Origin of the sequence: Paenibacillus terricola (assembly GCF_014779765.1) — a bacterium.
Lineage (GTDB): Bacteria > Bacillota > Bacilli > Paenibacillales > Paenibacillaceae > Paenibacillus_T > Paenibacillus_T terricola.
Genome location: NZ_JACXZA010000006.1, coordinates 115,336 through 141,273 on the forward strand (window position 1 = coordinate 115,336; position 25,938 = coordinate 141,273).

Genomic DNA, 25,938 nt, shown 5'->3' on the forward strand with positions numbered 1-25,938 from the left:
TATATGCACAACAAAGAAGCAGCCCGGTCATCGTGACCGAGCTGCTTCTTCTCTTATTAAGACGTAATGTCTCGTCTCGTGAACTGCCACCAAGTGATGAACATGAACACGATATAATACACAATGAGAACGGCCAATGAGAACATAATCGTGTGATCATGCGTTACATCAGACGCATTGTTCAAGTACTGTGTCAGATTGCTCTGCATGAACCAGAAGTAATCTTTCCATGGTTTGTCGATCAAGGACATAAGGCCAGCAAGCGTGTCGCTCATGAACATCAGGAATAACGAGAGACCGATCGACAAGCCGCCGCTGCGGAATACCGTCGACAGCAGGAATGAGATCGTGATCGTCGTCAGCACCATGCTGACGTACTGAAGACCAAGGCCCGACAGCACGTAGCCCCATACCGATCCAGTTGCCTGCTCAGTCGTCAGCTCCTGCATCGAGCCGGATGAGAACCCGAAGAATATACCGTTCCAGAGATATGTCCATACGAACAACACAGCAAGGAAGAATATAGCGAATTGGAGAAGCGAAATGTACTTGGATAGCAGTACCTTCGATCTCGACCAAGGGCGAATAAGCAGCAGCTTAATCGTACCCGAGGAGAATTCGCCCGCCACGCTGTCTGCCGCGACGATAACCGTGAAGATCGTAACGAGAGATGTACCGGCCATAACCTCGTTGAGCAGAACCGTCCACATCGACTTAACGCCTTCGCCGATCGACAGCACCACAATCGAAGCAGCCAGCATGATGACAAGCATAATGCCCATCATAATCCACGTACGCAGACGGGAGTAGATCTTCATATTCTCATTGCGTACCAACTCCATGAAGTTACCCAACCGTCTCACCTCCCGTTACTTCCAAGAACTGCTCTTCAAGCGATTTGACATGCGTACGGAAGCCATATACTTTGAGACCTGCCGAGACGAGCTGCGCATTGATCCATGCTGCCGTCTCGCGGTCTGTATCCAGTTCGATTCCATCCTTCGTCACAACAGCCGAGTGCTGCGCAAGCAGCTCGAGCGCTTCGGCCGGACGATCGACTTCGAACCGATAACGGCCGACAGCATCCTTCGCTGGACCATCTTGCAATATGACCCGCTCATCGATCAGCTTGCCGTTCTGAATAATCGCAACACGGTCGCACATCAATTCCATCTCGCTGAGCAAGTGACTGGATACGAAGACGGTAATGCCTTCGCTCTTCGCCAGATGGCGAAGGTAATCGCGCAGCTCGCGAATGCCGACAGGGTCCAGACCGTTCGTCGGCTCATCGAGAATGAGCAGCGATGGCTTATGCATGATCGCCTGCGCTACGCCAAGACGCTGACGCATGCCAAGCGAGTACGTCTTCACTTTATCGTGAATGCGTCCCTGCAGTCCGACGAGCTTCACGACCTCATCGATACGCTGACGCGTAATGCCAGGCACCATCCGAGCGTAGTGGATCAGATTCTTGTAGCCGGACATATATTTGTACATCTCCGGATTCTCGACGATTGCGCCAACTTGACGAATCGCTTTCTCGAAATTGTCCGCGATGCTATGTCCCTTGATCGTAATTTGACCTTCAGTGAGCTTCATCAAACCGACCATCATCCGAATGGTCGTTGTCTTACCGGAACCGTTCGGTCCTAGAAATCCGTAAACTTCACCAGGGTGCAAATCGAGTGTTAGATGATCGATAATAGTTCGATTGCCGATTCGCTTCGTAACGTTCGACAATTGAACAATCGGTTCACTCATTGCGCTGCCTCCTCAAATATAATTACCAATTTTTTAATTATACACGAATTGGTAGCCGCAATAAATTGATTTAATAAAACTTAAGGTCCGCCGGCACACTTGGACGGTGTGGACGGCGAACCTTTAATGGTAGAGATTCATTGTTTTCTTATTGTCCATCTGGTCATTCCAATAGAGTGGAACATCAGAGCCCGATGCAATACGGTGTACGCCAATCCCTGCACTCCCCATATCGGTCAGCGGTTCAATACGGAATACTTGCGCACCTGTAACAAGTCGCGGATGATCCGGCAGCTCGGTCGTATGACGCTCTCGCCGCTCGCACGCTACACAGCATCCCAGCGGGTATACAACCCGGAAGTAGCCGGTACGGAACAAAATGTCTGCTTCTTTTCTTCCTAACAACTGATTGCAGCAAACGCAGTAAAACTGCTCGCTATATTCATGCACAGCCGCTCATCTCCGCTTTTTTTGACATTTTTGTATACCATACGTATCATACTCTAACAAATTCGATACAATCCGTATCTTTTAAGTTAAATTTATGACAAATATCGATGAATGTCAAGAGAGACGCCCGAGTTTTGTCGTTATTCCTTACTCCGTCTTCCAAAGTAATGACCATTCACCATTTTCCTCCGCCACATAGCACATCTGAACCAACTGAATGGGACCGTACAATGTGTCGAAATCTTGTGTCACCTTAACGGCATACACATGATCCAGCTCGAGATCCTTGCCATTCTCCTTCAATTGAAGGCTGGATAATGCCTTTGACTTGCCAAGCTCATATAGATACGAATCGGACTTGAAGTCCTGCATAAAAATATGTGCGCGCTTCTGGATGTACTCATCCTTCGGAAAATGCTCTTTCATCGAGGAATGAAGCAGCTCCCATGAGCTTCCGTAGTCGCCTTCCTGCTCCAGCTTGTAGAACTTATCCACGACATGCTCCGCTTCCTCTGCTCGTCCTGTTGTAAACAGCAGATGAAGCCCTTTCGTGGTCAGCCATCCGCAGACGACGACGATGCCTATAAGAAGGAGCCATTGCTTCGCATAGCGGCGTCTTCTGGATCGCCAGGCCAAATGCTCTCCCTCCCATCCAATGCAGGTTTGTCCCTACTAGAGGAAGTTCAAAAAGTCGTCTTTTGATCACGAAGCAACTCAAGGAGCTTATTCGACATCGAATCTTACGTTCACCTTCGAAGTCCGGTGCTCATGTAGGTTTTGCCTACACTCTGCTCCTCCTTCTTCAGGTTCTCGTAAGCTTCTCGGTGCTGAAAACCCGACTTTTTGAACACGTACTACAATTGTATGAGAGAGGTTTTTTTTCAGAACGTTTTATTCATACAAGCTGGCACTCACAGCTAGAGCGCCGACTCATGTCTGCGGTATATCGCATGCACGAAGGTCGCTGATGGGTTCATCCGCTGCAGCATCTGCTCGAGCGCTCGTATAATCGCTGTACGAATTTGCGGATCCGGCTGCAGCGCACATTGATAAACATACTGATTGCCATCGCGCTTCCATTGGTGCACCGCTAATTCACCTACTAAGCTAAAGTGCCACTCATTGAATTGGAGGTCAAAATGCAGCTCCAGCCGCTTATCAGCCTGCAGCTTCAAATAGGTCATAAACTCGATGCTGTCCGCGCTCAAATAGTTCACGAACACTTTCGCCGCTCTCGTCTGCACCGGCCGGCCATCTACGCTGCATATCGATACATGTGCGACCGTGCCGCTTTCCATGCGAATTCGTATCGATCGCTTCGTCGAACTCATCCGATCACATCAACGAGCAGCCCTCGGCCAACTCCCGAATCCAGCAGCAGATTGCTGCGCTCATAGCTCCGCCGACGCTCTTCCGTGCTCATATTCAGCCTTACTTTCCATGCTAGCTGAAGATTCCAATGCAGCCTTTTCAGCTGGCCGCCCGTGAATTGGCAGCTGTATAGGAAACCCTTCTTCTCTTTACGTCTCCACGTTAACCGTCCCAACAGCATCGTACGACGGCCGTCAATTGTAACTTGAAGGCGAACGATATACTGCTCATTAATAGGCAGATTGAGCGGCAGCAGAAACTGCAGGCTGGAATCACTAATCCAGATCGGCTTCACTGCCGTTTCCCCAGACTCAACGGACTTGCCACGGACGCTATCAATGGATAAAAGAACAGCAAGATCGTTGCTGGCCATCCATTCTTTCTGAACGGTGCTCAGCTTACGGCTAGCTTGTACGGGAACGTGGGACATCGGGATTCTCCTTTTTTGATACAAAATGGATTGTATTTTAAATAGAGTAATCATTATTATGATACAATTTGTATCCACATAGACATAGAAAGGCCTTTATTTCGCTTGCTGATGCTCTTTCAACAAATTGTGAATTCGAGTCTGCTCCTCTGGGGTCACGATATCGTACCAGATCTTGTTGATGATTTTGCCGGTCCCCTTGATTTCAACGGTATCGACATGATCGATCACCGAGCGATAATCGGTGGCAAACGTCTTCATTTCGTCAAAGGTGATGTTCGTCTTCACGCCATTGCCGACCTCATCCAGAATGGATTGAATCTTCGTCACGTTCTGAATGTTGACGGCGTGATGCATGACGGATTGAAGAATGTCACGCTGCCTCGTATTGCGGCCGAAATCGCCTCGCGGATCATCGTAACGCATACGGGAATAGGATAATGCTAGCGTGCCATCCAGCTCCAGAGGTCCTTGCGCAAAGCTATGTCCCTCATAATCGAAGGCAAAAGGATTGTTTACCTCTACGCCGCCGATCAAGTCTATGAACGTCTTAAAGTTCTCCATATTGACTTTCACATAGTAGTCGATTCGATAGTCGAGGAAGTTCTCGATCGTTTGAAGCGACATATCGACGCCGCCGAATGCGTAAGCGTGATTGATTTTGTCCGTTGTACCGTGCCCGATGATTTCCGTTCGTGTATCCCGCGGGATGTTGAACATGAGAACGGAGTTTTTACTCGGATTGACCGACATCACGACGATCGTATCCGAACGCCCCGGGTCGTTCGTCCGCTGATCGACCCCAAGCATAAGGACGGTGAATGCATCCTTGTCTTTAATGGAGACGGGCTTCGTCGGCAGCGGAGTTGCTTCAGGGTCCTTGCTGACGTAGACGGGACGGGTAGGTTCTTCGTAGATTTTGGTTGCCGTATGCTCAATCTGAACAGCGACATAGATGACATAGCTGACAACGCCAAGGATAATAAGTGTTATGGATGAAGCCGTCCATATAATGATCTTTTTCCATTTGCGTGAAATTGGGGAGCCCTCCTGTCTTATTTAACAAGCTTACGAATTTACTCCTGCTTCCTGATAAGAAAGCAGTCGACTGAATGTCCCTCTCGTCTCGGTCGACAGCTGGTGATAGGCTCCCTGCTGCACAACACGGCCCTGCTCAATCACGATAACCTGATCAGCGTTACGGATCGTCGACAGTCGATGTGCGATAACGATGATTGTCATCGTGCCTTTCAGACGTTCCAGCGCCGCCTGTACTTTCGCCTCATTCTCGTTATCGAGTGCACTAGTCGCCTCATCAAGCACGAGAATTGATGGCTTTCGCAGAATCGCTCGTGCAAGAACAAGACGCTGCCGCTCGCCGCCAGACAATCGGATGCCCCTGTCGCCGATTATCGTATCAAGTCCGTCCGGCAGCTGCCTGACGAAATCGTCAGCCGCCGCGAAACGAAGGGCCTCCCATAACCGTTCATCAATGGCATGCGGGTCGACCAGCTTCAGGTTGTCTCGAATGCTGGAATGGAACAAGAACGGATCCTGCGGGACATAGCTGACCATCTTACGATGCGCGAGCGTGTTGCGTTCGGTAAGCGCAACCCCATCGTACAGCACCTCCCCGCTCTCGGAACGCACAAGTCCGATAAGCAGGTCAATCAGCGTACTTTTACCAGCGCCCGATTTGCCTACGATAGCAGTCATGCTGTTCGCTGGTACGTGTATATTCACGTCCTTTAAGGCGAATTCAGGTTTATTCTTATCGTATCGATATGATATGTTGCGACATTCAATCGCCGATTTCAGATTAAACCGTAGTTCATCATCCAAGTCTCTAAGCTCGAATTCTTTGGTCTCCTCGCATTCCTTCTGCAATTCCCGCACACTTCGAAATGCCGGCAACGAATTAACCAGCTGTTCCCAACTATTCTGTATCGTAATGAATTTCGGCCATAACCTCGAGAAAATCACAACGATGAGCATCAACTGCCCGCCGGAAACATGCAGCACCTCGAAGGAGATATAGATGAAGAGGCCAATTAGAATGGCGGATGCTATTTTATAGAACAACTGCGTACCCGTCTGCAAACTCGCAAACTTGACGAAATTGCTCTCCAATCTCTTACACAGAGCTAGAAACCAGTTGTAATGCTCTCGCTCGAGCATATTGGTCTTGATATCTTTTATCCCATTGAAATGGTCGGTGATGCCGGCTATGTATGTCTTGGTAAGCTCGGTCGTCTCATCGCCAATTGTTTTCGCACGTTGGGTGAATCGTCTTGAGAAGAAGGCCATCAGGCCGCCGCACAGCAGCACAAGGAGGGTTAGCTTGTAGGAGAGCCATAAGGCGAATGCTACTTGGATAAGGGTGAAGATCATTGTGGTGGCCAGCTTCATAATAATACCCATACCAACAATAATCCGTACGATCTCATTCGTAAGAATATGGCTGATATCGGACTTACGAGTTCGCAGATAAAACTTCCACTCCGCTTGAATCAAGCCTTTATAGGTGGATAATCTCAGGTAGCGAATAAACTTATGCAATATTCGAGTATTAAGTACAGTCTGGTTACGCTGAACAATGGCTTGTGTAATAACAAGAAGAATATATAAGGTTAGCATTGTAATGAGCTGCGCGTGCTCCGGAATTCGCAGCACCAAGCTATTCACTTGATCGAGGAATGGAATCGTCAATGAGCCCAAATTAAAAATACCCGTCAATCCAAGCAATGGAATGAGCAGGTAGATGGAGACACCTTCTATCGAGCTTATCAGCATCATCCCAATCATATTGATATATAGCTTTATACCTGACACAGTATGCAGCTTCTTCAAATAATAGATAAGCTCAGACATCCGATCGGTTCATCCCCTTACGTGTTCCAACTGTTTCTTCCGATGTCCGTTGTTGGCGAACTTGCCGACGACGGTGAATTTGCTCATTTCCTCATAACCCGTCAAATAATGCGGACCGCTTCGCAGCCACGCATGAGCAATCATTCGTCCTGTTGCATCCTTAGCCGTACCCATGTATAGGGTACAAGATATACCGCGGCGTTCCAGCATTTTCATAGCTGCTATTGCCTTTACCATACACATGCTCTCCCACCAAGTATGACGGCTCATGCGCTGAATCGCTGTGGAAACACCAGCCAGAATCCGATCCTGCGATGGATCATGAGCGAACGAGGACTCTTCCGTACGAACGCCTAATGTCGGAGCAACCTTCGCGAATGGCAGCTGTTTCAGTACGCGCGCCCATCCAAGGTACAAGAAAGCTTCGGCGTACAGCCATTTGCGTTCCATCGGCATGGCTATTATTTTCTTAACAACTCTCCACACGATGTGTTGTCTCCTTTGCTTAAGAGTCCGTTAAATCGCTGCCGCTGCTTGGATAACGACGAGGTTCTCGCTGGCTAGATTATCGAGGAAAGAAATAACCTGCGCTGTGCAATCCTCTGTCGACACGTCGTACTCTTCCGTTAACTTTGTGACAAGCTCGCTTACGCTAACAGGTGCAGCGATCGATTCCCAGATGCGTCCACCAATTTCACCAAGATTGTAGTACTTACCGGATTCGATGCTCATCATGACCGTTTCGCCACCCATCTGGCTAGCGAGATTCCCCTTCGCCTGGGATACAATATCAGTCAATGAGATAGACTTCATAAAGTTACACCCTCCCTAATTTCATTTGTTATACATTCGACAAGCTCATGCGCAGTCATTCCAACCATCGGCCTTCTTAGTTTATACACGGGCACCTTCTCAGCCAGCTGAGCACTTAATGCAAAATGCCATTGTTTCATTTGCAGAATAGACACAAGAAAATTCCGATAGGTATGCGTTAGCAAGAGCGGAAAGCGATCCAAACCAGTAACGGTCTTCAACACGACCAGGCCTTCACCCGAAATTGACAATTCAAAGATACCGCCAAGCGGCACTGGCACAGTCTCGAATTGCTCCGCAACGGGCACAGCGAATTTGACTCGTTCATTATCCTGATAGAGCTCATTGAAGTCGTGATCCTTCATCTGAAGTTGACTGACGCTTTCCTCCCACAGTTTCTGCTGCGGATAGGATGGGATCACAGTAGGCCGTCCTGAAACATCATCCATCGTTACAGCGATGACATCATCAGTAAGCATCTTATAGCCTTGTTGGAGGAAGGCTGCAGCCAATGTCGACTTGCCCGCTCCCGATTCACCTACGATTGCATAAGCTTGCCCATCAATGACAACAGCACTGCCATGCAAAGGTAATATCTTTCTCTGCAGCAGGATAACCGCCATACAAGTTCCAAGTATATACAGCCGAAGCGCAGCTTCATTACAATTAGGAAACGGAGAAGCGGTAATCGTTCTCGCGCTGACACAGAAGATTGCGGCATCATCAAACTTAAAATAGAAGTTCGGCGCCTGATAGCGACAGCCATTATTCGGGAGCTGCGCGACTTCAGGGATCGACGTCAAGTCCTGCAGAATGATTTGCACATCTGCTTCCTTATCGTTATCGAAATCTGATAATTCAAACAATTCAGGAAGCATAATCTCGCTTCGAATCGTTAAACCGAATGCCTTGTATGCATCCACTACTGTTCCAGCCTCCCTGGGATTGTACCCTAATAAAAGAAACCTTTATTAGGGTACAAATTAAGTACGGGATCATGCAGTAAGTAATGATTACGAGCGTGGGTCTGGACCGATTACCCATGTACCGCCTGGTTGAGGACCGACTGGATCCTTCGTGTTCTCGAAGTGGTGGTCCGTGAAGTACAGGTCAATGTTAGGACCGCCGCTGCCTGCCATCGTTTCCTTAACATCAAGCACTTCAACAACTGGAGTTGCCCAAGTTTGTTTTGTCATTGTTTTTCACCTCCTTTCAAAGCCTTACGTTTATGCTATTTGATTAGATAAGAATCGATGAATGACAATACAGCGAAGGAGCAGTCTCATATCCGGATCGAAGGCCAGTTCCGGCCCTAGTTTTCCTCTTACTTTATCCAGCGATTTGAGCATTTGTTGTTGGTTCAATAAGCCCGCAACTCGGCTATCACGACTTATCGCTTCAAGCTCTTCTACGAATCGGTCCCAGTCCGGCAGAATTCGATGAACCCAATCCGAGGCTTGAATGCCTCTGGTACGCTGATTCAATCGAATCTGATCGGGAAGCCGATCCTTCATCGCTCTTCGAATTAATGCACGATCCATCCCTTGCTGCACATATTGCTCGAGCGGTACAGACAAGCAGAATTGAACAACTCGCGGATCGATCGTTGGATCACGCTCCAAGACCCCGAGCCGAAGCGATAGCTTCGTCGCAACCGTGCCCTGCATACTACTGACCGACGGCACATTGAAGTATCGCATCCGTTCATCCCTGATGTCCTGTGAGAAACCATTGATTCCAACATCAGATGACTTTAACCGCTCGAATACTTTAGTCGATCTAGCGAAGTCCGGATGAATCAGCTGCGGATCTTCTGAAGCCGTTCCTCTTGATTGGATTTTCTCCAATATCGGCATAGCCAGCCTACTAACGATTGGAACAAGCTGTTTCCTACCCATTCCCATAATTCTTCCGAAGTGCTTAAGCTCTTGGTTTAATCTCATGAAGCGGAACTGTTTCAATAGGTAGGCATAATAATGAACAGCGGATCCCCAGGAGATCGTATGATTACCTCTACCGCCGGTAAGAAGAATGCCAACATCTTGTCGAGCCGCTTCTTCACATATACCTTTTGCCCAGAACGAGTTTTCACCGAATTTATAAGGCATCTCCATCAGACTGAGCCAATCGTCGATCTCGGTGTATGAACTCTTCTCCGGAAAGTTTAGATAATGATCAGAGATATTGCTTCCGACATGACGAACGGTCTCATGTATGTAAGGACGTTCATCCGCCAGTCGGCCTCTTGAGGTCCAGTCGACAAAATCATCCGGCGGAATATAGCTGAAGGTATGTAACGTTCGATTAACACCATTCAACTCTCGAGCTGCTAAGCTAACAACGGATCCAGAATCAAGCCCTCCACTCAAATGGGCTCCAATCTGCCGATTCGTGCGAAGCTTCGATTTGACCGCCTGTGAGAATACATCGAGAAAAGCTTCTTCATATTCCCCGTCTGAACGCAGCTTTAGAGGCTCCGGAAGCACAAAACTTGCGTAACGAGAAACCGTTAGATTACCTGCGACGAATGTAAATCGGTGAGCGGGCGGAAGCTGATCTATATCTTCATAGACGGTTTCGCCACAATCCACGGAATCCAAAACAATGGGAATCGCCAGATATTGCGCCAGCCAAGATTCACGAATTGTCCCTCGAACTCCCTGCAGTCGAAGCAACGGCCGAATCATAGTCGAGAAGGCAAATTGATTCGAAGTTCGCGTATAGTACAATGTACGATTGCCAAAATGATCACGGGCCCCAAACATCGTCTGCGTACGCTGATCCCATATGACAAACGCATAATCGCCAATCATATATCGCGGAGCATTCGCTCCCCACTTCTGATAAGAGAGTAGGATCAGCTCGCAATCGGATATGAAGATGCGACGAGCAGCCGATACTCCCAGCCGTTCGCACAGCTCCTCCCGATTATCCAGAATGACATCCGCTGTTATCACAAGCCCACTACTCTCGTCGACGTAGGGCATCGTTTGATAATACTCGTCAGGCAGGAATCGCTTCTCTCCGCATAGGAGCAGCGTCGTATCCTTCATCCAGCTGCTGATCGTATCTACCTGGTACGAATGCAGTACCTCGGTAAGCATATGGTACTCATCGCTAGATATTTGTCCCTGATGATGATTGTGAATACCTAGGATGGCACTCATAGGCTCCTCCACTTCTCCTATATGCGATAATTCGATGTAATCAATCAACGTTACTTTATGTATCAATTATACAACAAATGATACACATTGTAACTATGAATTCAAAAAAAATGTTGTGGTCCTTTAAAGATTTACAGCAATCGACAGTTGGGCTTATCTAAGTATGACTGACTGCATTAGTTCTGCATTTGACGCTCTCATATTATATACGCTTCAACTCTTCGAGTGGTTTGATCTTTTTGAAACTTTTTACGAATTTATTTTTACTATCATACTATGCTGCAGCTCGCTGCTTCTTCTTGCGCCAAGCCCATAGGAATGGGCGTAACGGGAAATACATGAAGTGGAGCCACTTGGGAAGAGGCAGAAGTTCGGCGTCGTAGGAGCTAGGGTACAACCTGCTCAACATCTGCCTCCACTTTTGCCCAGGTGACATCAATAGCGTTTTATACCCCTTAATATAAGCTTTAAGCTCTTCCGGTGTTTGACGCTCTATTATATGGACATGCTCGTTGATCATCTTGATCGCTTCTTTAGCGAGCTTGTGTGACCTCGCATGAATTTCTCTATTTTTTATACCGGAGCTCTCTATAGGCGAACGGAATATAGAATCCGATAGCAAGAGTGATTGGACTAATACGTGCATGCTATCTTTCATTCGAAAGCTCTCAGTAATGAAAGCCCAGTTCAGGTCTGTACGCCGCAGCATGAGATCAATGTCCGCTAGCCACCGTAATCGAAACCATCCATGCAGTGCGCCATGCAGCACCAGATAAACAAATAAATCCTCTTGACCAAGATAATAGACGGGAAAGTTGGTTTTAGTCGTGGTCCTCTTGCGCTGCCATAGCTCAGAGAATGATGGCTCTTTATACGTATTGGAACTCATACGCCAATGCAATTCAACCTGCACGCCTGTATCCGGATGCGTATACGGAAGGTTATGTCTCTTACGAATAACACTTTTTAATAATTGCGTCGTTTCCTTATCAGGCTTATACCCATGCTGCAAGAGGATAGACTCAGCTCGTTCAAATTCTTGTTCAGGCACAAGTAGATCGATATCCTTGGAGGTACGCAGTGAAAACTCTCCATACAACGCCTCCGCAAGCACTGGCCCTTTGAGTACAAGTGCCTTAATACCATTAGACTCAAGGTCTTTACAGAGTTGTTCCATACTGGCTGTTAATCTTAACATACTATAAGTATTATGCATGTACATCTGATTCAGCTGCTTGGTAACTTCAATCGGGAACAAGGACTTATAGCTGCTCAATATGTTAGATGCTGCAACCGGATAGACTCGATGTTGAAAGGCTAATTGAACAAACTTATCCCAGTCGATGGACTTGTCCAGTAAGCTTCTAATCTCTTGCTCTACAGATGCCGATTCTTTTCTGATAATTGTAAGCAGTAACTGTAGTTCAATCGGAAAGGAATTAATACTAAGTTCTATTCCATTAACCATCAACATCCCCTTCTCTTCTACAAATTAATCATCACTTTATCGTTCTAGAACTGATTCGATAAAAGAAATAATATCCTCGATCGCATTGTCTTTGTTTATTCTAGATCTTCGTCCTGCACCCACATCTTGAATGGCGCCAACATAGGCCCTTGTCACGTGCAAAGTCTGTAATTGATGCCAAGTAATTCGTCGATAAGGATAGTCATCATGCAATGCCTCTATCGTATTGCGATCCTCTTGCATCGATGACCGGTCCAAGAGAAGCAGCGGCTTTCCTAAGGTCACTGCTTCTCCGACTGTTCCCCACCCTGGCTTCGTAATCACAATATCGCACATTGCCATATAATTTTGTGATTCTGTAACATCCTCAGGTATACGAATGATATTGTCTCCGTCAATGTCCAGACTGCTGGAAATAACGAAGAGACATGTCGGATCGTTCCACATCGCCATCTGCTGAAGATCGTTGATTTGAATACTCATGCCGATGGCAAAGAAAATCATTAATTTTTCTTTCTGAGGGTTATATTGTGATTGCAGTCGAGCAACCACTTCCTCTTGCAAGGCACGACAAAAAAAGCCGGCCTCCATGTATCCAAGTCTCCCCCATCGAGGCTCTGCGGTGCCGCCAGCCAGACTTACAAAGTAATCCATATTCGCATAGGCATCGTACAGAGGTTCAAGCATCTTCTCATCCGTCATTTGTTTGTATGCCGTATGCCAAGTAAAGTTCGATATTCCCATGGAAGCAATATCAGCAAGCTTTGCTGCTACAATTGGAACCGGTGAAATGTCTGAAATGACGAGATCAGCTTTTACTTGATATAGAAAGCGCCTTTCGCTTTCAATCTGGCTCGGCATGTTCTCCAAATAAGATAGGTAAACTTTCCCAAACCTCTCAGAATCGGGTTCGATCGAGCCTTCCTGCAGGATGTAGCCAAGGTCACTTGAGCACTTTCGATATTCGATCGGTACTGTTATATCAAGCAAGGACTGCTGGATAAAAGCTAATGGCTTCGCAGAACAAACAATTAATCTAAGCTCGTTGACATCCTTCAGTAAACGACGGATAATCGCAATGCCTCGTGTCGCATGACCATATCCATAATCAGAGATGTAATAGCATATCGTCCTCATTATGAATCCCTAGCCTCTGAACTATACTTTATAGCAGCTGGATGTAATTTCTTCCCAAGTGTTGAAAAGCTCAACGATTTGGTTCTCCTCTTGCTGCCGTCCGCTCTGAACAACGATCATCTCAATATCCTCGACAGCTCGCAGGCTGTGCAAGGTTTTCATCGGGATATGAAGAATATTGCCTGCACTCACCTTCATGTAATTACCGTTCTGGATGAACTCTCCTTCACCCTTCACAATCGTCCATACTTCCTCGCGGTATACATGCATTCGGTAACTGAGATTCTCCCCAGCTCGGATGCCTACACGTTTGGTAGTGACGCAACGCCCATCCTCATAGTGCTGGTCGTCAAGTATTTTTACCCAGCCCCATTTTCTTTCTTCATATTTAGGCCCTTGATTGTAATTAATATAATCCTTTACTCGCGTACTTGCGCTCTTCGTAGAGACCAGTATTCCATCCGGGCTGGCTGCAACCACAATATTCGACAGACCTATAATGGATACCGGTATATCGGTTTCATTGATTAAGTGTGTATTCTCACAATCTTCGCTTATGATTCCCTTGCCAATTTGGTTGTTTTTCATTTCTTCGGTTAATGTATTCCAAGTCCCGAGGTCCTTCCAGTACCCATCGTATGGAACTACTACGATATTGGCAGTCTTCTCGACAACCTGATAGTCGAAGCTGATTTTCGGCATTGATTGATACTGTCTGCTCAATTCGTCGTAATGAATCGGAAGATCCATCTGTTCAAGAATGGAAATCAAGTAGCCTAGCTTGAATGCGAATACGCCGCAATTCCACAAGGCCCCTTGTGTTAGAAGATCGGCAGCTTGAACCTCCGACGGCTTTTCACGAAAATAGCTTACTCGTTTATATCCCTCTTCAACTGGGTCATCGCATCTCTCAGGAATAATGTACCCGTACTTAGAGGATGGATAGGTAGGCATAACGCCAATTAACGCGAGATCAGCCTTAGATTCATTCAATGTATCTTCCAGCTGTTTGACCGTTTCAAAGAAATGATTCTCTACATATGGATCTACAGGGAGTATGGCAATCGTTTCGTTCAAACTAACCCCTTTGATCGAATAGAGATAAACGGCGGATAACGCGATCGCAGGAAAGGTATCCCTGCGCTCTGGTTCAATAATTAACGGAACATGACTGCCGACTTGGCTTTGCATCATTTCTACCTGCGTTTGACTAGTCGCAATATAACTGTCCTTCGTCAAGTTGTTGCTTTCAAGCTGTCCCCATACTTGCTGAACCATTGAAACAAACTGGCTGTCTTTATTTTCCAACACCTTCAGGAACTGTTTCGATCGTGCATCGTTGGATAACGGCCATAGCCTTGAACCTGACCCACCGGATAATAAAATGAGTTTCACTTTCACCACTCCATTCGTTTTGCAGCAATTTCCACATTGCAAATCATGAAAATTGGCACAAAAAAAAGGTTCACTTCGTAAGTGACCTACTCGGTTCGTTTCATTTAGAAAAGAGCAATCCAATTCGCTCTACTTGGAGAAGCTCATTTGATAGTATTCACAATACCAATTTGCAAATCGTTGCAGCCCTTCTTCAATGGAAGTCTTTGGCTTGAACCCAATAGCCTTCTCTAGTAAATCCGTTGAAGCATATGTAGCGGGTACATCTCCAGGTTTGATCGGTTCGAATGACTTATCGAATACAACCTTCGTACCTAATGAAAGGCTTAGGCATCTCTCCAGCGTTTCAATAAACGTCATCAATTTCTCTGGGCTGCTATTTCCGATATTAAACACTCGATGAGGAGCCTTCTCCTCATCCGTCGGCGGATTATTAAGCAAGCGTTCGATTCCTTCGACAATATCATCAATATAAGTAAAATCACGATAAAGGTCATTCTCAAAATCACCATTATTGAAGATCTTGATGGGCTTGCCTGAGAAGTAGCTCTGCGTGAACCCGAAATAGGCCATATCTGGACGGCCCAACGGTCCATATACCGTAAAGAAACGCAGCCCGGTTGCTGGGATTTTATACAGATGACTATAGGTATGAGCCATTAATTCATTGGATTTCTTGGTAGCGGCATATAGCGAAACCGGATTGTCAACGATATCAGTTTCCTCGAATGGCACCTTACGATTAGCACCATAGACAGAGCTTGAAGATGCATATACAAGATGATCCACTGGGAAGTGTCTGCATGCCTCAAGAATGTTATGGAAGCCAATAATATTGCTTTGAATATAGGCATCCGGATTCTCAATGGAATACCTAACACCGGCTTGAGCAGCTAGATTGACGACAACATGAGGCCTATAAGTTTCGAACGCAGTAATAACCGTATCCTTATCTGATATATCACCTTTAATGAAGGTAAATTTCTCATAGGGCTTCAGCAGCTCTAACCGAGAATGCTTAAGGTTTACATCATAGTAATCATTAACATTGTCGATGCCGATGACACGGCATCCTTGTTCCAACAGTGTTCTAGCTAAATAATAGCCAATGAACCCTGCTGCTCCCGTTACTAAATAGGTCTTACTTGTATCAAGAGTATTGTAATTCATTATCCTTCAACTCCTTCGAACCTTCTTTACTCGTATGTTTTCTTCCAATCGAATGATACTCTACCCCCGCCTCTTGCATCTGTGCGACACTGTGAATATTACGTCCATCATACACAAGCGGAGTTCTCATTAGTTTCTTATACATTTCCGGAGTTATTGCCTTTACTTCTCCCCATTCAGTGAAAATGAAACAGACATTGGCCCCATCTAACGCATGTTCGATATGATCGACATACGTGATACTGCCTCTTCCATGCTTACCTTCCGGGTATATTCTGGCAAAGTTCTCCGCCCCAACAGGGTCATATGCATAGATATCAGCACCTTGTTCCAACAACAATGGAACATTCTCAAGCGATGCGGCTTCCCTCAAATCATCGGTTCCAGGCTTGAAGGTCAAGCCTAGTACCGCTACCTTAAGTCCATGCAAGGTAATGAGCCTTTTACTTGCCTTCTTATACAAAATCTTCTTCTGCTCTTCGTTGACATCGATGGCAGCCTTAACCGTCTTTAACTCGTATCCATGCTGTTTGGCAATATACTCTAATGCCTTGGTATCCTTCGGAAAGCAGGAACCCCCATAACCAATACCGGCATTCAGAAATTTGCTTCCGATCCGCTCATCGAAGCTCATACCTCGAGAAACATCCTGAATGTCGGCCCCTACCAATTCGCAAAGATTCGCTATATCATTCATGTACGAAATCTTAAGGGCAAGAAAATCATTGGATGCATATTTGATCATTTCAGCCGATCTTCGATTTACAGAAACGATGGGCAAATGAAAAGGCTCATAGATCTGCATCAGCATCTCTTGAGCCCATTTGCTTTCTGTCCCTATAATAATTCGATCTGCATGAAGCGTATCATGTACCGCAGAACCCTGCGCCAAGAACTCTGGATTCGATGCAACTTCCACCCTCACATCGTTAACCAGGAAATCACGGATAAATTGCTCTACTTTATCATTCGTACCGACTGGTACTGTTGATTTAACTACGACCAAACAATCCTTCTCAACCGATTCTGCGATCTGTCTTGCAACTGTAGCAATGTAGGAAAGATTAGCTGACCCATCCGGCTGTTCTGGAGTTCCGACTCCTATAAAGATTGCATCCGCATCCCTGTAAGCTGACTGATAATCGGTAGTGTAATTCAATCTACCAGCAGAATAATTCTTCTGCATCAGTTCTTCCAAGCCCGCTTCAAATATTGGCGAAACACCGGATCTCATTACGTTTACCTTATTCTCATCAATATCTACACAGGTTACTTGATGCCCCACCTCAGCAAAGCACACACCTGCGACTAAGCCTACATAACCTGTTCCTGCTACTGCGATTCTGACCATGGTTTGGCCCCCCTTAATCTAAATATTAGTTGAAATGATTAATCACCAAGCTTAGGATCCGTTTAATTCTTGGGCGCTTCGTATCCTAGAGTCTCGGCCAATCTTTACTGAAGGAACCAACACATTTCGATTAACTTTCATGATCACTTTATTGGTTTCAGTGTCAGTAGAACTCCTGTAGTCTAGTTTTGAGTCCATATAGTAGCTTAGTCGCCCGACATATATAATCATGCATAGATGAAGTACATTATTTGATACATTAAAATAAGTTGAAACTCCCATCATTGCAAGGAGCCACATAAATATTGGAACGCATAACATGTACTTTTGAGACTTAATAGAAAAGTGCTTGAAAAAAGGTCTCAAGAAGAACATTAAATAAAATACACATGCTAGCACTCCGTACCTAAAATCAATAAACAGTATTTGGTTATCGATAAATTGATAATTCAATCTACTGCCGAAATCATAAGTGGCTCCCATTCCACCACCTTTTACCAATTCCCTCCAGGATACCTGGTTGAAGAAATCATCTAGTTGGTTTGTTCTCGTATCCTCTGTACCGCGATCAAAGAGCGAAGAAATTGCAGTAGAAACACTGTTTGATATTGCAAACCAAGCTAAGACCGCAATCATACAAACCAATATTATGTTCCTAATTTTGTTTCCAGACGAACTGCCCAATTTCTGTATGGAAAAAAGAAGTAATATGCCTACCTGGATTATCCAACCCCTGCTTAATGCAATAATACCTACAGTGAGCAGCAGACATTCAGATACATATAATATAACAATATCACGGAACCTGAATTTGAAGTTCATGGCGATATATATGGCCAGCATAAATATCGCATACGACAGATAAGTTAATGCCGGTGAACTTGTCAACTTATTGGTAAATCCATAACGAATAACGAAGCCTAACGCATCAATAAATGACAGTAGCGAATAGAAAACCCCACCACAATAAAGTGCTTTGTTGAATTTACTCCAAAAACCATTGTCATAAGCAAGTATATAAAAGACCATTAAAAAAAAGACAGTCGCTGGAGTTTGACTGCCCAAAATGTTAGCAATAGAAAACTTGCCAATAGATAACATTGTCCAAACCATGCTGCAAATGATCAAAATATATACAATAAAGAGCTGAGACAATCTGATCTTTATCTTATTCGCAGTAATAATTGTCATAAATATTAGTCCTGAATACCCCATAATAAATAACAAGTTCGAATAATCAGTACGGATCATGCTCTTTGCATATCTTAAGTAGACCGTTGGCCTCCATGCAGCATGATAATATACCAAAAGACTCTCAATAAATAATACAGCTACGAAAATCATTGTAATTGTCGAAGCTGAGATCCCTTTTTTATTTATTGCATGTCCCTCCATTTAACCCTCACACCTTCATCATAGACTATTCGTAGCTCTAGTTCTTTTCCTAAACATATTCTGAACAGTCTCGATAACAAATGATAAATTCGGATCTTTAGTAACCAACATCAAAACTAGATATACGATTGCACCGGCTGCCACTTGAACCAGCGTTGCAAGAACCGAATTGCTTACACCATTCCCGGCATAATATGAAACAAAATACATGAGACCGCTGCATATAAAATATTTAGGTATATTCTTGAACAAACTCTTAACCTTAATATATTTATTAGCAAAATACATCATAATGAACATGCCTGTGAATTCAGCGATTACCGATGAAAGTATTGCCCCTGTTGCTTGAATTCGTACTATCAAAATCGTATTTAATAGCACATTTAGAACAGCCGAGCAACTGACTGCTAATGTTAGATATTTTTCTTTTCCACACGAAACCAATACTTGTTTCCCGAAAATACTTGACCAGCTTAATGTTATGACAAGGAAGGTACTGATCACCAATAGCTTAGATACATCTTCAAACCCAGGTCCAAAAAACCATTTCACAAATGTATTCCTTACTGCCATGATTCCGAAAGCCATTGGGATAGCAATAAAAGACACCATCGAGAATGATTTCTTCACAATGCTGTTGAATTTGTCCGCATCATTATTGATGTAGATGTTCGATATTCGTGGTACTGTAACAATTGCTAAAGTCGTCGTGATCGTCGTCACTATCTTTACTACCTTCTCTGAACTTTCATAAAGACCCACCTGGATATCAGAAGTAAGATAGCCCAGCATGACTTTGTCCATCGAGGTATACACACTGATTGCTACAGTTGGCAGCCACAATTGGAGTGTACTTAACAAATGCACTCTTACATTTTTCAGAGAAGGCTTTATGAACGAAACTTTCCCAACAATTTCTTTCCACATCACCGCTTGACCTAATAATGTAGATAAAGAAAGAATCATTACATATAACCATAAATCGTTCTTCTCTCTTATTAGGGAGAAAATAAGGATTGCGCCAGAAAGCTTTACTATAATATTTCTGACTGCTATCTTTTTGAAATTCTCTAAGCCAGCGAACAGCCAAGAAATATCTATCAGAGATGCACATAATGTAATGATTTGAACCAATGAAACGATCATATTTTTGTCAGAAACAAAAAAACCACAATACACACAATAGGCTGTAATAGATGCTCCCATTGTAATGAATTGCAGCATGAATATTTCCCAAAAAGTTTGATTTACCTTCTCTTGATTGTCTCTGACATATGCGATCTGTCTGCTGCCGTAAATTGAAATCCCCAGCATTCCAAATAGAACAAAATAATTAGCAATTGCAGTGGATACAGAATATCTCCCTATACCATCGACCATTAATGTTTTCGATACAAATGGAGTTGTGATAATAGGTAAGCATATGTTTAATAACTGGAAACTCAGAAAGAATAAATAATTTTTTTTGATACTCATATTTGCACACTGCTTCCTATTACATAGTATCCTAATGCTTGGCAGTATTCTTCAAAACCTGTACGCGACTAAGATCAAAGTGCATCAAAAAAACGTTTAATTTGTGGTACCCAATTCGAATAATCAAATCTGTCCTTAACACAAAGGTATGCGTTATTCGACATCGCCTTTTGTTCCTCTTCGGACAGAGAGATCGCTCTTACAATGGCGTTATAACACGATTCTCGGCTATTCTCTGGAAACTGAATGCTGTCAATACTGTCTCTTAGATATAGGTTTGTATAATCCCCAACTCGTGATACAACTGGAATAACACCGTAGCTCATGGTTTCTGGAACCTTACTAGGGAAGTTGGCAAGCGTTTGTTGGGAGGTTTTTCTGGCAAGCAGCAAGAAGTCCATTTCTCTATAGAGTTGAATTAGCTCGTCATAATCCATCCATTTGTGAATAAAGAATAGCTTGTTATTCAGACGATCAAATTTGTCCTTAAAGTACTCTCGAACTGTGCTCTCCTTAATTCCACTGAAATGAAATTCAACATTCTTATATCCGTTTTCGTGTACCAGTGCGATCGTTTCGAGCATAACATTTAAATCGTCCTTCATTTTCCCATTCGCCGGAAAGACAAACTTTTTCGTATGTTCTTTTCTTTCTGTCTTAGGGTATTCACTTATATCGGCCATAATTGGAAGAAGCAGCGTTCTGCAGCCTTGCTTCTCGAAATGATCATTGATATATGTACTAATAGGGATAAGTGCATCCTGCATTGGATATACGTTTTTAAACATATCCAGGTATCTCCAGTAACGAAAATCCAGCTTTCCATATTTATAAAATGAACTCTCGTACCATTCCAAAATGCACGTAATGGTTTTCAAGGAATGTTTATTAGCATATTCTCTGACTTTCCTCTGAAGGGTTCTCACGCTGGAGGAAACAAAGATAATATCATTATCCTTCAACCCTATTTTATCTAACTCCTTGGTTATCATGCTGCCTTGTAAAAATTGAAGTTGATAATTTTTATAATATTTATTATCGGAGAACACGATCTGATGAAGGTGAATTCCTTTATAATGGAGCTCCTTAGCATCACCTTGCTTTTGAAGAAAGGATCTTTCTATAGATGATATAATATGTACCTCAAAGCCACCTTCTATCAATGCAAGCGCCATGTATTGGATATAGTTGGCGGAAGCACTACCTCTAGGGAAATTAAAATTCCCACAGATTACAACTTTTCTTGTCATGTATCACAATATCCCTTCCAAGTGTAGGTACCCAAGCTAGGCATTCACTAAGTCGTCTGATGAACCTTGCTAAGGTTTATCCAACTCCCTAATAAATAGTCGTAACTGTCCGGTGTAAATTCTTCAAACCCAGAGCCAGGATAAAAGGTTACTTCCCCAAAATATAACTTTCCCTTTACCTCATAGAAATCAATTCGAACTAATGCCATTCGAGATGAAAGCTGCTCCGCTATCTCCTTCATCTTCTCGAAATGAGCTGGCCGTCTAATCGGTACACTTTCTTTTGGATAATGCCTTTCGAAGGGCATTACTCTCCAATCGTTATCATAGAAGGTCATATGTAATCCAGCACCGGTATGCCTATTCGTACAAACAAACGTACACTTTACTTCGCCATTAAAACAAATCAATTTATAATCCTTTAAATCATCATCGATATCATCCTTTATGAATTGTTCAGCAATGATTCGAGGTTTAACATTTTTATACGGCCATTCACGGGTGTTATAAAAATAGTTTTTCTTTATGCAATGATTGATTTTTCTTCTCGCTTGTTTTAGATCTAGCTTCGATTTATCCTTACATATCACTAATCCACCTGAATCATGCGTGCACTTCAACACGAATTGATTTGGCAATCGCTCGAAATCTATTTCGTCAAAGCTGTTCCATACTCCGAGCAAAGGAATTAAATATTGCTCCCCAATGGTTTCAGCTATGTACTTTCTAACCTCATACTTATCAACAAGCCTTGTATACAGGGGGTTTCTATCATAAAGCTTCAGCCATTGTAGCTTCTCGTTAAACGTTTGGGGATCATTCAAATTCAGTTTTTTTCCCATACGGTAACGATATAGGAGCTTCAGATACCGGCTATCGGCAGAAACCGATCCCTGTATTAATCTTCCAAGTGCAAATAAAGCATATAATTTGTAGTCTTTCACAGGTTTATCCTTTCCAGGACCTAACCTAATTGCAGGATTTGATTATATAGCTTCTGGTAACTATTACTCATGATTTGTGCTGTCAAGTTTCCTGTTACCGCATGATAGCTGATTTCAGCCATCTTGGCCAAATCTGCTTGCATCATACCGTTAATCGTATTTACCAGACTACTCATATCTCCAAGTCGGTACATAAGTCCAATATCATTGGAAATGTCGAATAATTCTTTATGCTGCGGAATATCGGAAAGCAACACAGGCAAGCCTACGGACATTGCTTCCAAAACTCCATTCGGCATACCTTCGGATTTGCTTGTCGAAATGTAGAAGTCAGCAGCTTGTAAGTAGTCACTGACGTTAGAGACACTTCCAACAAACACGATATTGGAAGAAGATTTATATCTCTCCTTCAATGCTTCGTAATTGCTTCCTGCACCAAGCAAAAGCAAGACTAGATTGTCTTTATCTTTTGCTGCCAAAACCCCGTCAATTGCAGACTTTTGGTCTTTTCTTTCATTAATCTGGCCTGTATAAATCGCAATCGTTTTGTTTAAAGGGAGATTTAATTTAGTCCTCATGTCTATTCTCGTTGAGTCAGAGGTTTTCGAATAACGGGTTATATCTACGCCGTTTCTTATAAATCCGAAATTCAAGCCATGCTTATCTTTGTAGATTTTTGAGAGGCTGCTTGAGCAAGTAACAAAGACCTCTCCATTATTGCTTTGCCGTCTAATTAGCCGCATGTCCTTATTTGCTATGATAGGTCCCAGCACTTTTCCATATTTCGCCGGATAATCTTCATAACAATAATTCCTGAGCGTCACCAAGTGTTTGGTATCTCTATAACTGAGACTCATTGTATATGGAGGCATACCTACACCTTGAATTAGATCGGGTTTAATTTTTGCAAGAAGCCCGTTCAATTTTTTCTTTCCGATCAGAATGGATTGATACTTATTCATGTTAAGGCAATGAATGCTGCTGCATTCCGTTTTAAATTCTTCTAATAAGGTATTAGATTTGACTTCAGGAAATAGTGTAATTAATACCGGATCGAAGAGCTTACGATCTAAATTTCTAATAATATTCAGTGTCTGATTCATCGGACCGGTCTTTTTACAATTCGTTACAATATATGCAATTCTAGATCTACTCATGTTTGGCACCTCACTGCGCATTATTCCATGAAGGCAAGGGAATAACGTACAGCCCCCGCTTTCCTTCGTGAACTGAATCAATACAAATCTTATCTCCGGCATGATTCCAACGAGGATGCAGATCACACCTTACATCATTATCATATCTGAATGGAGCAAAAACTCTCGCGATCCGTTTCGCTTCTCCCTGCACTCCAGCTTCAGTACAAAGATAGACAGACGCTATTCTTTCTCTATTCGGGTATGTATCTGTAATGATAAAATTCCCGTCTGGCGAATAACTGCAATGGCCATCCGTATTTAGTTCTGGCCAGAGCATCTTATATTCATGGGTTCTGTCTTTCATTAAATAATAGTGATTACCGGTTGCTTCCTTTCTTAGGAAGGATAAAATTTCATTATCATTCTTCCAATAACAATGGGAGGCAAATACATCATCACTTAAATTAAATAGATCGGTACCGTTACAGTTTGCCGTCACCAGTCTGGTAAACTTTCGCCCATTCTGAAACCAACGATGTAACACCATAAAACGTTTTCCATTCGGACTAATCATCAAATGGTTTACTTTGTGATCGGCATCTTCCATTTCCGGTCTTGATTCAAATGCAGCCAAATCCGTATATTTCAGCAACTCAGTCACTTTACCTGTAGCTAATTCCATCTTCCAAATACAGCACTTATCAGGACACTTCACTCCGGCAGTTATTTCTGGAAGATTGGAATACCCATAACCAGGACGCATCTGGTGAAGTCTTGAGAAATCAAGACTCAACGCAAAAGCACCGTCTTTGGATACATCATAAACCGGCATAGGAAGAACCTTTTCTTCTTTTCTTTCTTGTAGATTATATATAACGGAACAGTACTTCCCATTACGATAATCGTTATATATAATCTTGCTTCCGTAGTCAGGACCCAGCCATTGCGCCATACATCCCTGCTGAACGTTCCAAGACTGTGTTGTTCCGATTTTGATTACCGCATTTTGATTCTTAGTGTCTAATACAACTAATTCTCCTTGTTCTTTAGGCGCTACAGAATTGTAAGCATTATTTACCCGAAGGCATATCATATATCGGTCTGTTGCGTCCCATGGGGATTTATCATAATATCCATAGAAATATTCATATTTATCATCTGGGGAAACTCGGATTATTTCCCCATCAGATTTGAGCTTATTCGTTGAAATGGAATACATGCAAAGTTGATATACTCTTTTGCAGCTTCTCTTAACCATTGGAAACTGTTCTAGCAGTTTTTTTCCTCTGTCCTCCAATGCGGCAAAACCCATTACGTTACCTCCTATCAACTAAACCCGTTTTCCTGAATAAACCTATCAATCATGTTGATAATAACCATCGGTTCCTTGTTGACCCATGGTATGAGATCAGCGGTACCCTCGTAAATGGACCTAATAGCGTTATCTAGCTCTTCCATTTCATACACAGGAACCACGTATTTATTAGCTCCGAATGCCTCATTGTTCTGAATTTGATGGTCATCTATATGCTCACCGTATTTCTGAAGTCTTGTAACTGCGATAACCTTCTTGCTCGCGTTTAATGCTTTCATAATGGATCCAGAAGCGCCATGGCTAATTACAAGATCAGATTCAATAACCTTTTGAGAAAATTCCTCCTGAGAGATAAAGCTCTTGTATGTATAATGTTTAGGCTGATAAGTGGATGTACCTATCTGTGCAAAAATTTCTTCCGTAATAACTCCCTTTTCACATAACTCGTCAAGCTTGATAAATAACCGATCAAAAGGGTAATTTCTTGATCCAACTGTTACAAAAATCAATACAAACACCCACCATATACGGCTTTTTCATAATGCTTCTTTTGTGTTTCCCATTGTACAATAAAGAGGTCTGAGTGCTTTTCCATTCTTTTACCTGCAACAGTTGGCATGTCAGCTCTTCCGAACGTCTCAATAAAAACGAACTTTTTTCGAAAGAGTACTGCTAATAAATAGAATGGGTAAGCAACCATCGTACCAGTAGTTATTACAAAATCGGGCCGTTCTTTTACCCAGATGAATATGGCGTATAACGCATTCCACATCATTTTTAATAACATCAGTTTGTCCTTCAAATCCGTTTGGAGCATGAGATATTTGGCAAGTGGTGCATCAAACTGTGTCCTCTCCGTTACAAAGAAAAACTTATATTTATGCGCTAACGGCTGCAGCTTTTGCAATTGCTCCCAATGTCCACCGGATGAAGATACGAAACACAGTTTAGGAACCTTCTTGGGTTTTTCGATCCCCATTCTCTGAACCTCCGGATTGAATTCATTCTCTTATGAATCAAATGAACCCAACATAT

At 43.5% G+C, this 25,938-nt stretch carries 26 protein-coding genes; all 26 read right to left on the minus strand.

Going from position 1 to position 25,938, the window contains the following annotated elements; translation table 11 throughout:
* Positions 1 to 56: 56 nt before the first annotated feature.
* Positions 57 to 854 carry an ABC transporter permease gene (locus tag H8B09_RS22285; RefSeq protein WP_191205796.1) on the minus strand — a complete coding sequence of 266 codons (798 nt, stop codon included), beginning with the start codon at positions 852 to 854 and terminating at the stop codon, positions 57 to 59.
* Complete coding sequence (locus H8B09_RS22290) at positions 847 to 1,761, minus strand: ABC transporter ATP-binding protein (RefSeq protein WP_191205797.1); 915 nt, start codon at positions 1,759 to 1,761, stop codon at positions 847 to 849. Before H8B09_RS22290 ends, H8B09_RS22285 begins: the two co-directional genes overlap by 8 nt.
* Positions 1,762 to 1,884: 123 nt before the next feature.
* Positions 1,885 to 2,211: a hypothetical protein gene (locus tag H8B09_RS22295; RefSeq protein ID WP_191205798.1), complete on the minus strand. Its 327-nt coding sequence runs from the start codon at positions 2,209 to 2,211 to the stop codon at positions 1,885 to 1,887.
* Between the two features lie 147 nt (positions 2,212 to 2,358).
* Positions 2,359 to 2,847, minus strand: a complete 489-nt coding sequence (locus H8B09_RS22300) for a hypothetical protein (RefSeq protein ID WP_191205799.1) — start codon at positions 2,845 to 2,847, stop codon at positions 2,359 to 2,361.
* A 281-nt stretch (positions 2,848 to 3,128) separates the two neighbouring features.
* Positions 3,129 to 3,542 (minus strand): hypothetical protein, encoded by a 414-nt coding sequence (locus tag H8B09_RS22305; protein ID WP_224753889.1) that lies wholly within the window; start codon positions 3,540 to 3,542, stop codon positions 3,129 to 3,131.
* The gene (locus H8B09_RS22310) at positions 3,539 to 4,012 is read right to left on the minus strand and encodes a hypothetical protein (protein ID WP_191205801.1); all 474 of its coding nucleotides are present in this window, start codon (positions 4,010 to 4,012) and stop codon (positions 3,539 to 3,541) included. Before H8B09_RS22310 ends, H8B09_RS22305 begins: the two co-directional genes overlap by 4 nt.
* A gap of 96 nt (positions 4,013 to 4,108) precedes the next feature.
* On the minus strand, positions 4,109 to 5,071 hold the full coding sequence (locus H8B09_RS22315) for an LCP family glycopolymer transferase (RefSeq protein ID WP_502572616.1): 963 nt from the start codon (positions 5,069 to 5,071) through the stop codon (positions 4,109 to 4,111).
* 9 nt (positions 5,072 to 5,080) lie between these two features.
* A complete protein-coding gene (locus H8B09_RS22320) occupies positions 5,081 to 6,883 on the minus strand; it encodes an ABC transporter ATP-binding protein (RefSeq protein WP_191205802.1) in 1,803 nt (600 codons plus the stop codon).
* A 9-nt stretch (positions 6,884 to 6,892) separates the two neighbouring features.
* A complete protein-coding gene (locus H8B09_RS22325; protein ID WP_191206081.1) occupies positions 6,893 to 7,333 on the minus strand; it encodes a lasso peptide biosynthesis B2 protein in 441 nt (146 codons plus the stop codon).
* A gap of 66 nt (positions 7,334 to 7,399) precedes the next feature.
* The gene (locus H8B09_RS22330) at positions 7,400 to 7,696 is read right to left on the minus strand and encodes a lasso peptide biosynthesis PqqD family chaperone (RefSeq protein ID WP_191205803.1); all 297 of its coding nucleotides are present in this window, start codon (positions 7,694 to 7,696) and stop codon (positions 7,400 to 7,402) included.
* Positions 7,693 to 8,619 (minus strand): ATP-binding cassette domain-containing protein, encoded by a 927-nt coding sequence (locus H8B09_RS22335; protein ID WP_191205804.1) that lies wholly within the window; start codon positions 8,617 to 8,619, stop codon positions 7,693 to 7,695. Before H8B09_RS22335 ends, H8B09_RS22330 begins: the two co-directional genes overlap by 4 nt.
* Before the next feature lie 90 nt (positions 8,620 to 8,709).
* Complete coding sequence (locus H8B09_RS22340; RefSeq protein ID WP_191205805.1) at positions 8,710 to 8,892, minus strand: paeninodin family lasso peptide; 183 nt, start codon at positions 8,890 to 8,892, stop codon at positions 8,710 to 8,712.
* Between the two features lie 30 nt (positions 8,893 to 8,922).
* Positions 8,923 to 10,863: an asparagine synthase-related protein gene (locus H8B09_RS22345; protein WP_191205806.1), complete on the minus strand. Its 1,941-nt coding sequence runs from the start codon at positions 10,861 to 10,863 to the stop codon at positions 8,923 to 8,925.
* A gap of 274 nt (positions 10,864 to 11,137) precedes the next feature.
* Complete coding sequence (locus H8B09_RS22350; RefSeq protein ID WP_191205807.1) at positions 11,138 to 12,331, minus strand: nucleotidyltransferase domain-containing protein; 1,194 nt, start codon at positions 12,329 to 12,331, stop codon at positions 11,138 to 11,140.
* A 36-nt stretch (positions 12,332 to 12,367) separates the two neighbouring features.
* Positions 12,368 to 13,468 (minus strand): hypothetical protein, encoded by a 1,101-nt coding sequence (locus H8B09_RS22355; protein WP_191205808.1) that lies wholly within the window; start codon positions 13,466 to 13,468, stop codon positions 12,368 to 12,370.
* A 21-nt stretch (positions 13,469 to 13,489) separates the two neighbouring features.
* Complete coding sequence (locus H8B09_RS22360; protein ID WP_191205809.1) at positions 13,490 to 14,863, minus strand: sugar phosphate nucleotidyltransferase; 1,374 nt, start codon at positions 14,861 to 14,863, stop codon at positions 13,490 to 13,492.
* A 129-nt stretch (positions 14,864 to 14,992) separates the two neighbouring features.
* Positions 14,993 to 16,033 carry an SDR family NAD(P)-dependent oxidoreductase gene (locus H8B09_RS22365; protein WP_191205810.1) on the minus strand — a complete coding sequence of 347 codons (1,041 nt, stop codon included), beginning with the start codon at positions 16,031 to 16,033 and terminating at the stop codon, positions 14,993 to 14,995.
* Positions 16,014 to 17,384, minus strand: a complete 1,371-nt coding sequence (locus tag H8B09_RS22370; RefSeq protein ID WP_191205811.1) for a UDP-glucose dehydrogenase family protein — start codon at positions 17,382 to 17,384, stop codon at positions 16,014 to 16,016. Before H8B09_RS22370 ends, H8B09_RS22365 begins: the two co-directional genes overlap by 20 nt.
* Positions 17,385 to 17,435: 51 nt before the next feature.
* The gene (locus H8B09_RS22375) at positions 17,436 to 18,779 is read right to left on the minus strand and encodes a hypothetical protein (RefSeq protein ID WP_224753891.1); all 1,344 of its coding nucleotides are present in this window, start codon (positions 18,777 to 18,779) and stop codon (positions 17,436 to 17,438) included.
* 18 nt (positions 18,780 to 18,797) lie between these two features.
* Positions 18,798 to 20,255, minus strand: a complete 1,458-nt coding sequence (locus H8B09_RS22380) for a flippase (protein ID WP_191205813.1) — start codon at positions 20,253 to 20,255, stop codon at positions 18,798 to 18,800.
* Positions 20,256 to 20,329: 74 nt separating this feature from the next.
* The gene (locus H8B09_RS22385) at positions 20,330 to 21,505 is read right to left on the minus strand and encodes a glycosyltransferase (protein ID WP_191205814.1); all 1,176 of its coding nucleotides are present in this window, start codon (positions 21,503 to 21,505) and stop codon (positions 20,330 to 20,332) included.
* Between the two features lie 47 nt (positions 21,506 to 21,552).
* On the minus strand, positions 21,553 to 22,449 hold the full coding sequence (locus tag H8B09_RS22390; RefSeq protein WP_318152707.1) for an ATP-grasp fold amidoligase family protein: 897 nt from the start codon (positions 22,447 to 22,449) through the stop codon (positions 21,553 to 21,555).
* A 20-nt stretch (positions 22,450 to 22,469) separates the two neighbouring features.
* Positions 22,470 to 23,606: a glycosyltransferase gene (locus H8B09_RS22395; RefSeq protein WP_224753892.1), complete on the minus strand. Its 1,137-nt coding sequence runs from the start codon at positions 23,604 to 23,606 to the stop codon at positions 22,470 to 22,472.
* 10 nt (positions 23,607 to 23,616) lie between these two features.
* Complete coding sequence (locus H8B09_RS22400) at positions 23,617 to 24,900, minus strand: TolB-like translocation protein (protein ID WP_191205816.1); 1,284 nt, start codon at positions 24,898 to 24,900, stop codon at positions 23,617 to 23,619.
* Between the two features lie 14 nt (positions 24,901 to 24,914).
* A complete protein-coding gene (pssE, locus tag H8B09_RS22405; RefSeq protein ID WP_191206083.1) occupies positions 24,915 to 25,412 on the minus strand; it encodes a PssE/Cps14G family polysaccharide biosynthesis glycosyltransferase in 498 nt (165 codons plus the stop codon).
* Positions 25,409 to 25,882 (minus strand): PssD/Cps14F family polysaccharide biosynthesis glycosyltransferase, encoded by a 474-nt coding sequence (pssD, locus tag H8B09_RS22410; RefSeq protein ID WP_191205817.1) that lies wholly within the window; start codon positions 25,880 to 25,882, stop codon positions 25,409 to 25,411. Before pssD ends, pssE begins: the two co-directional genes overlap by 4 nt.
* Positions 25,883 to 25,938 lie beyond the last annotated feature (56 nt).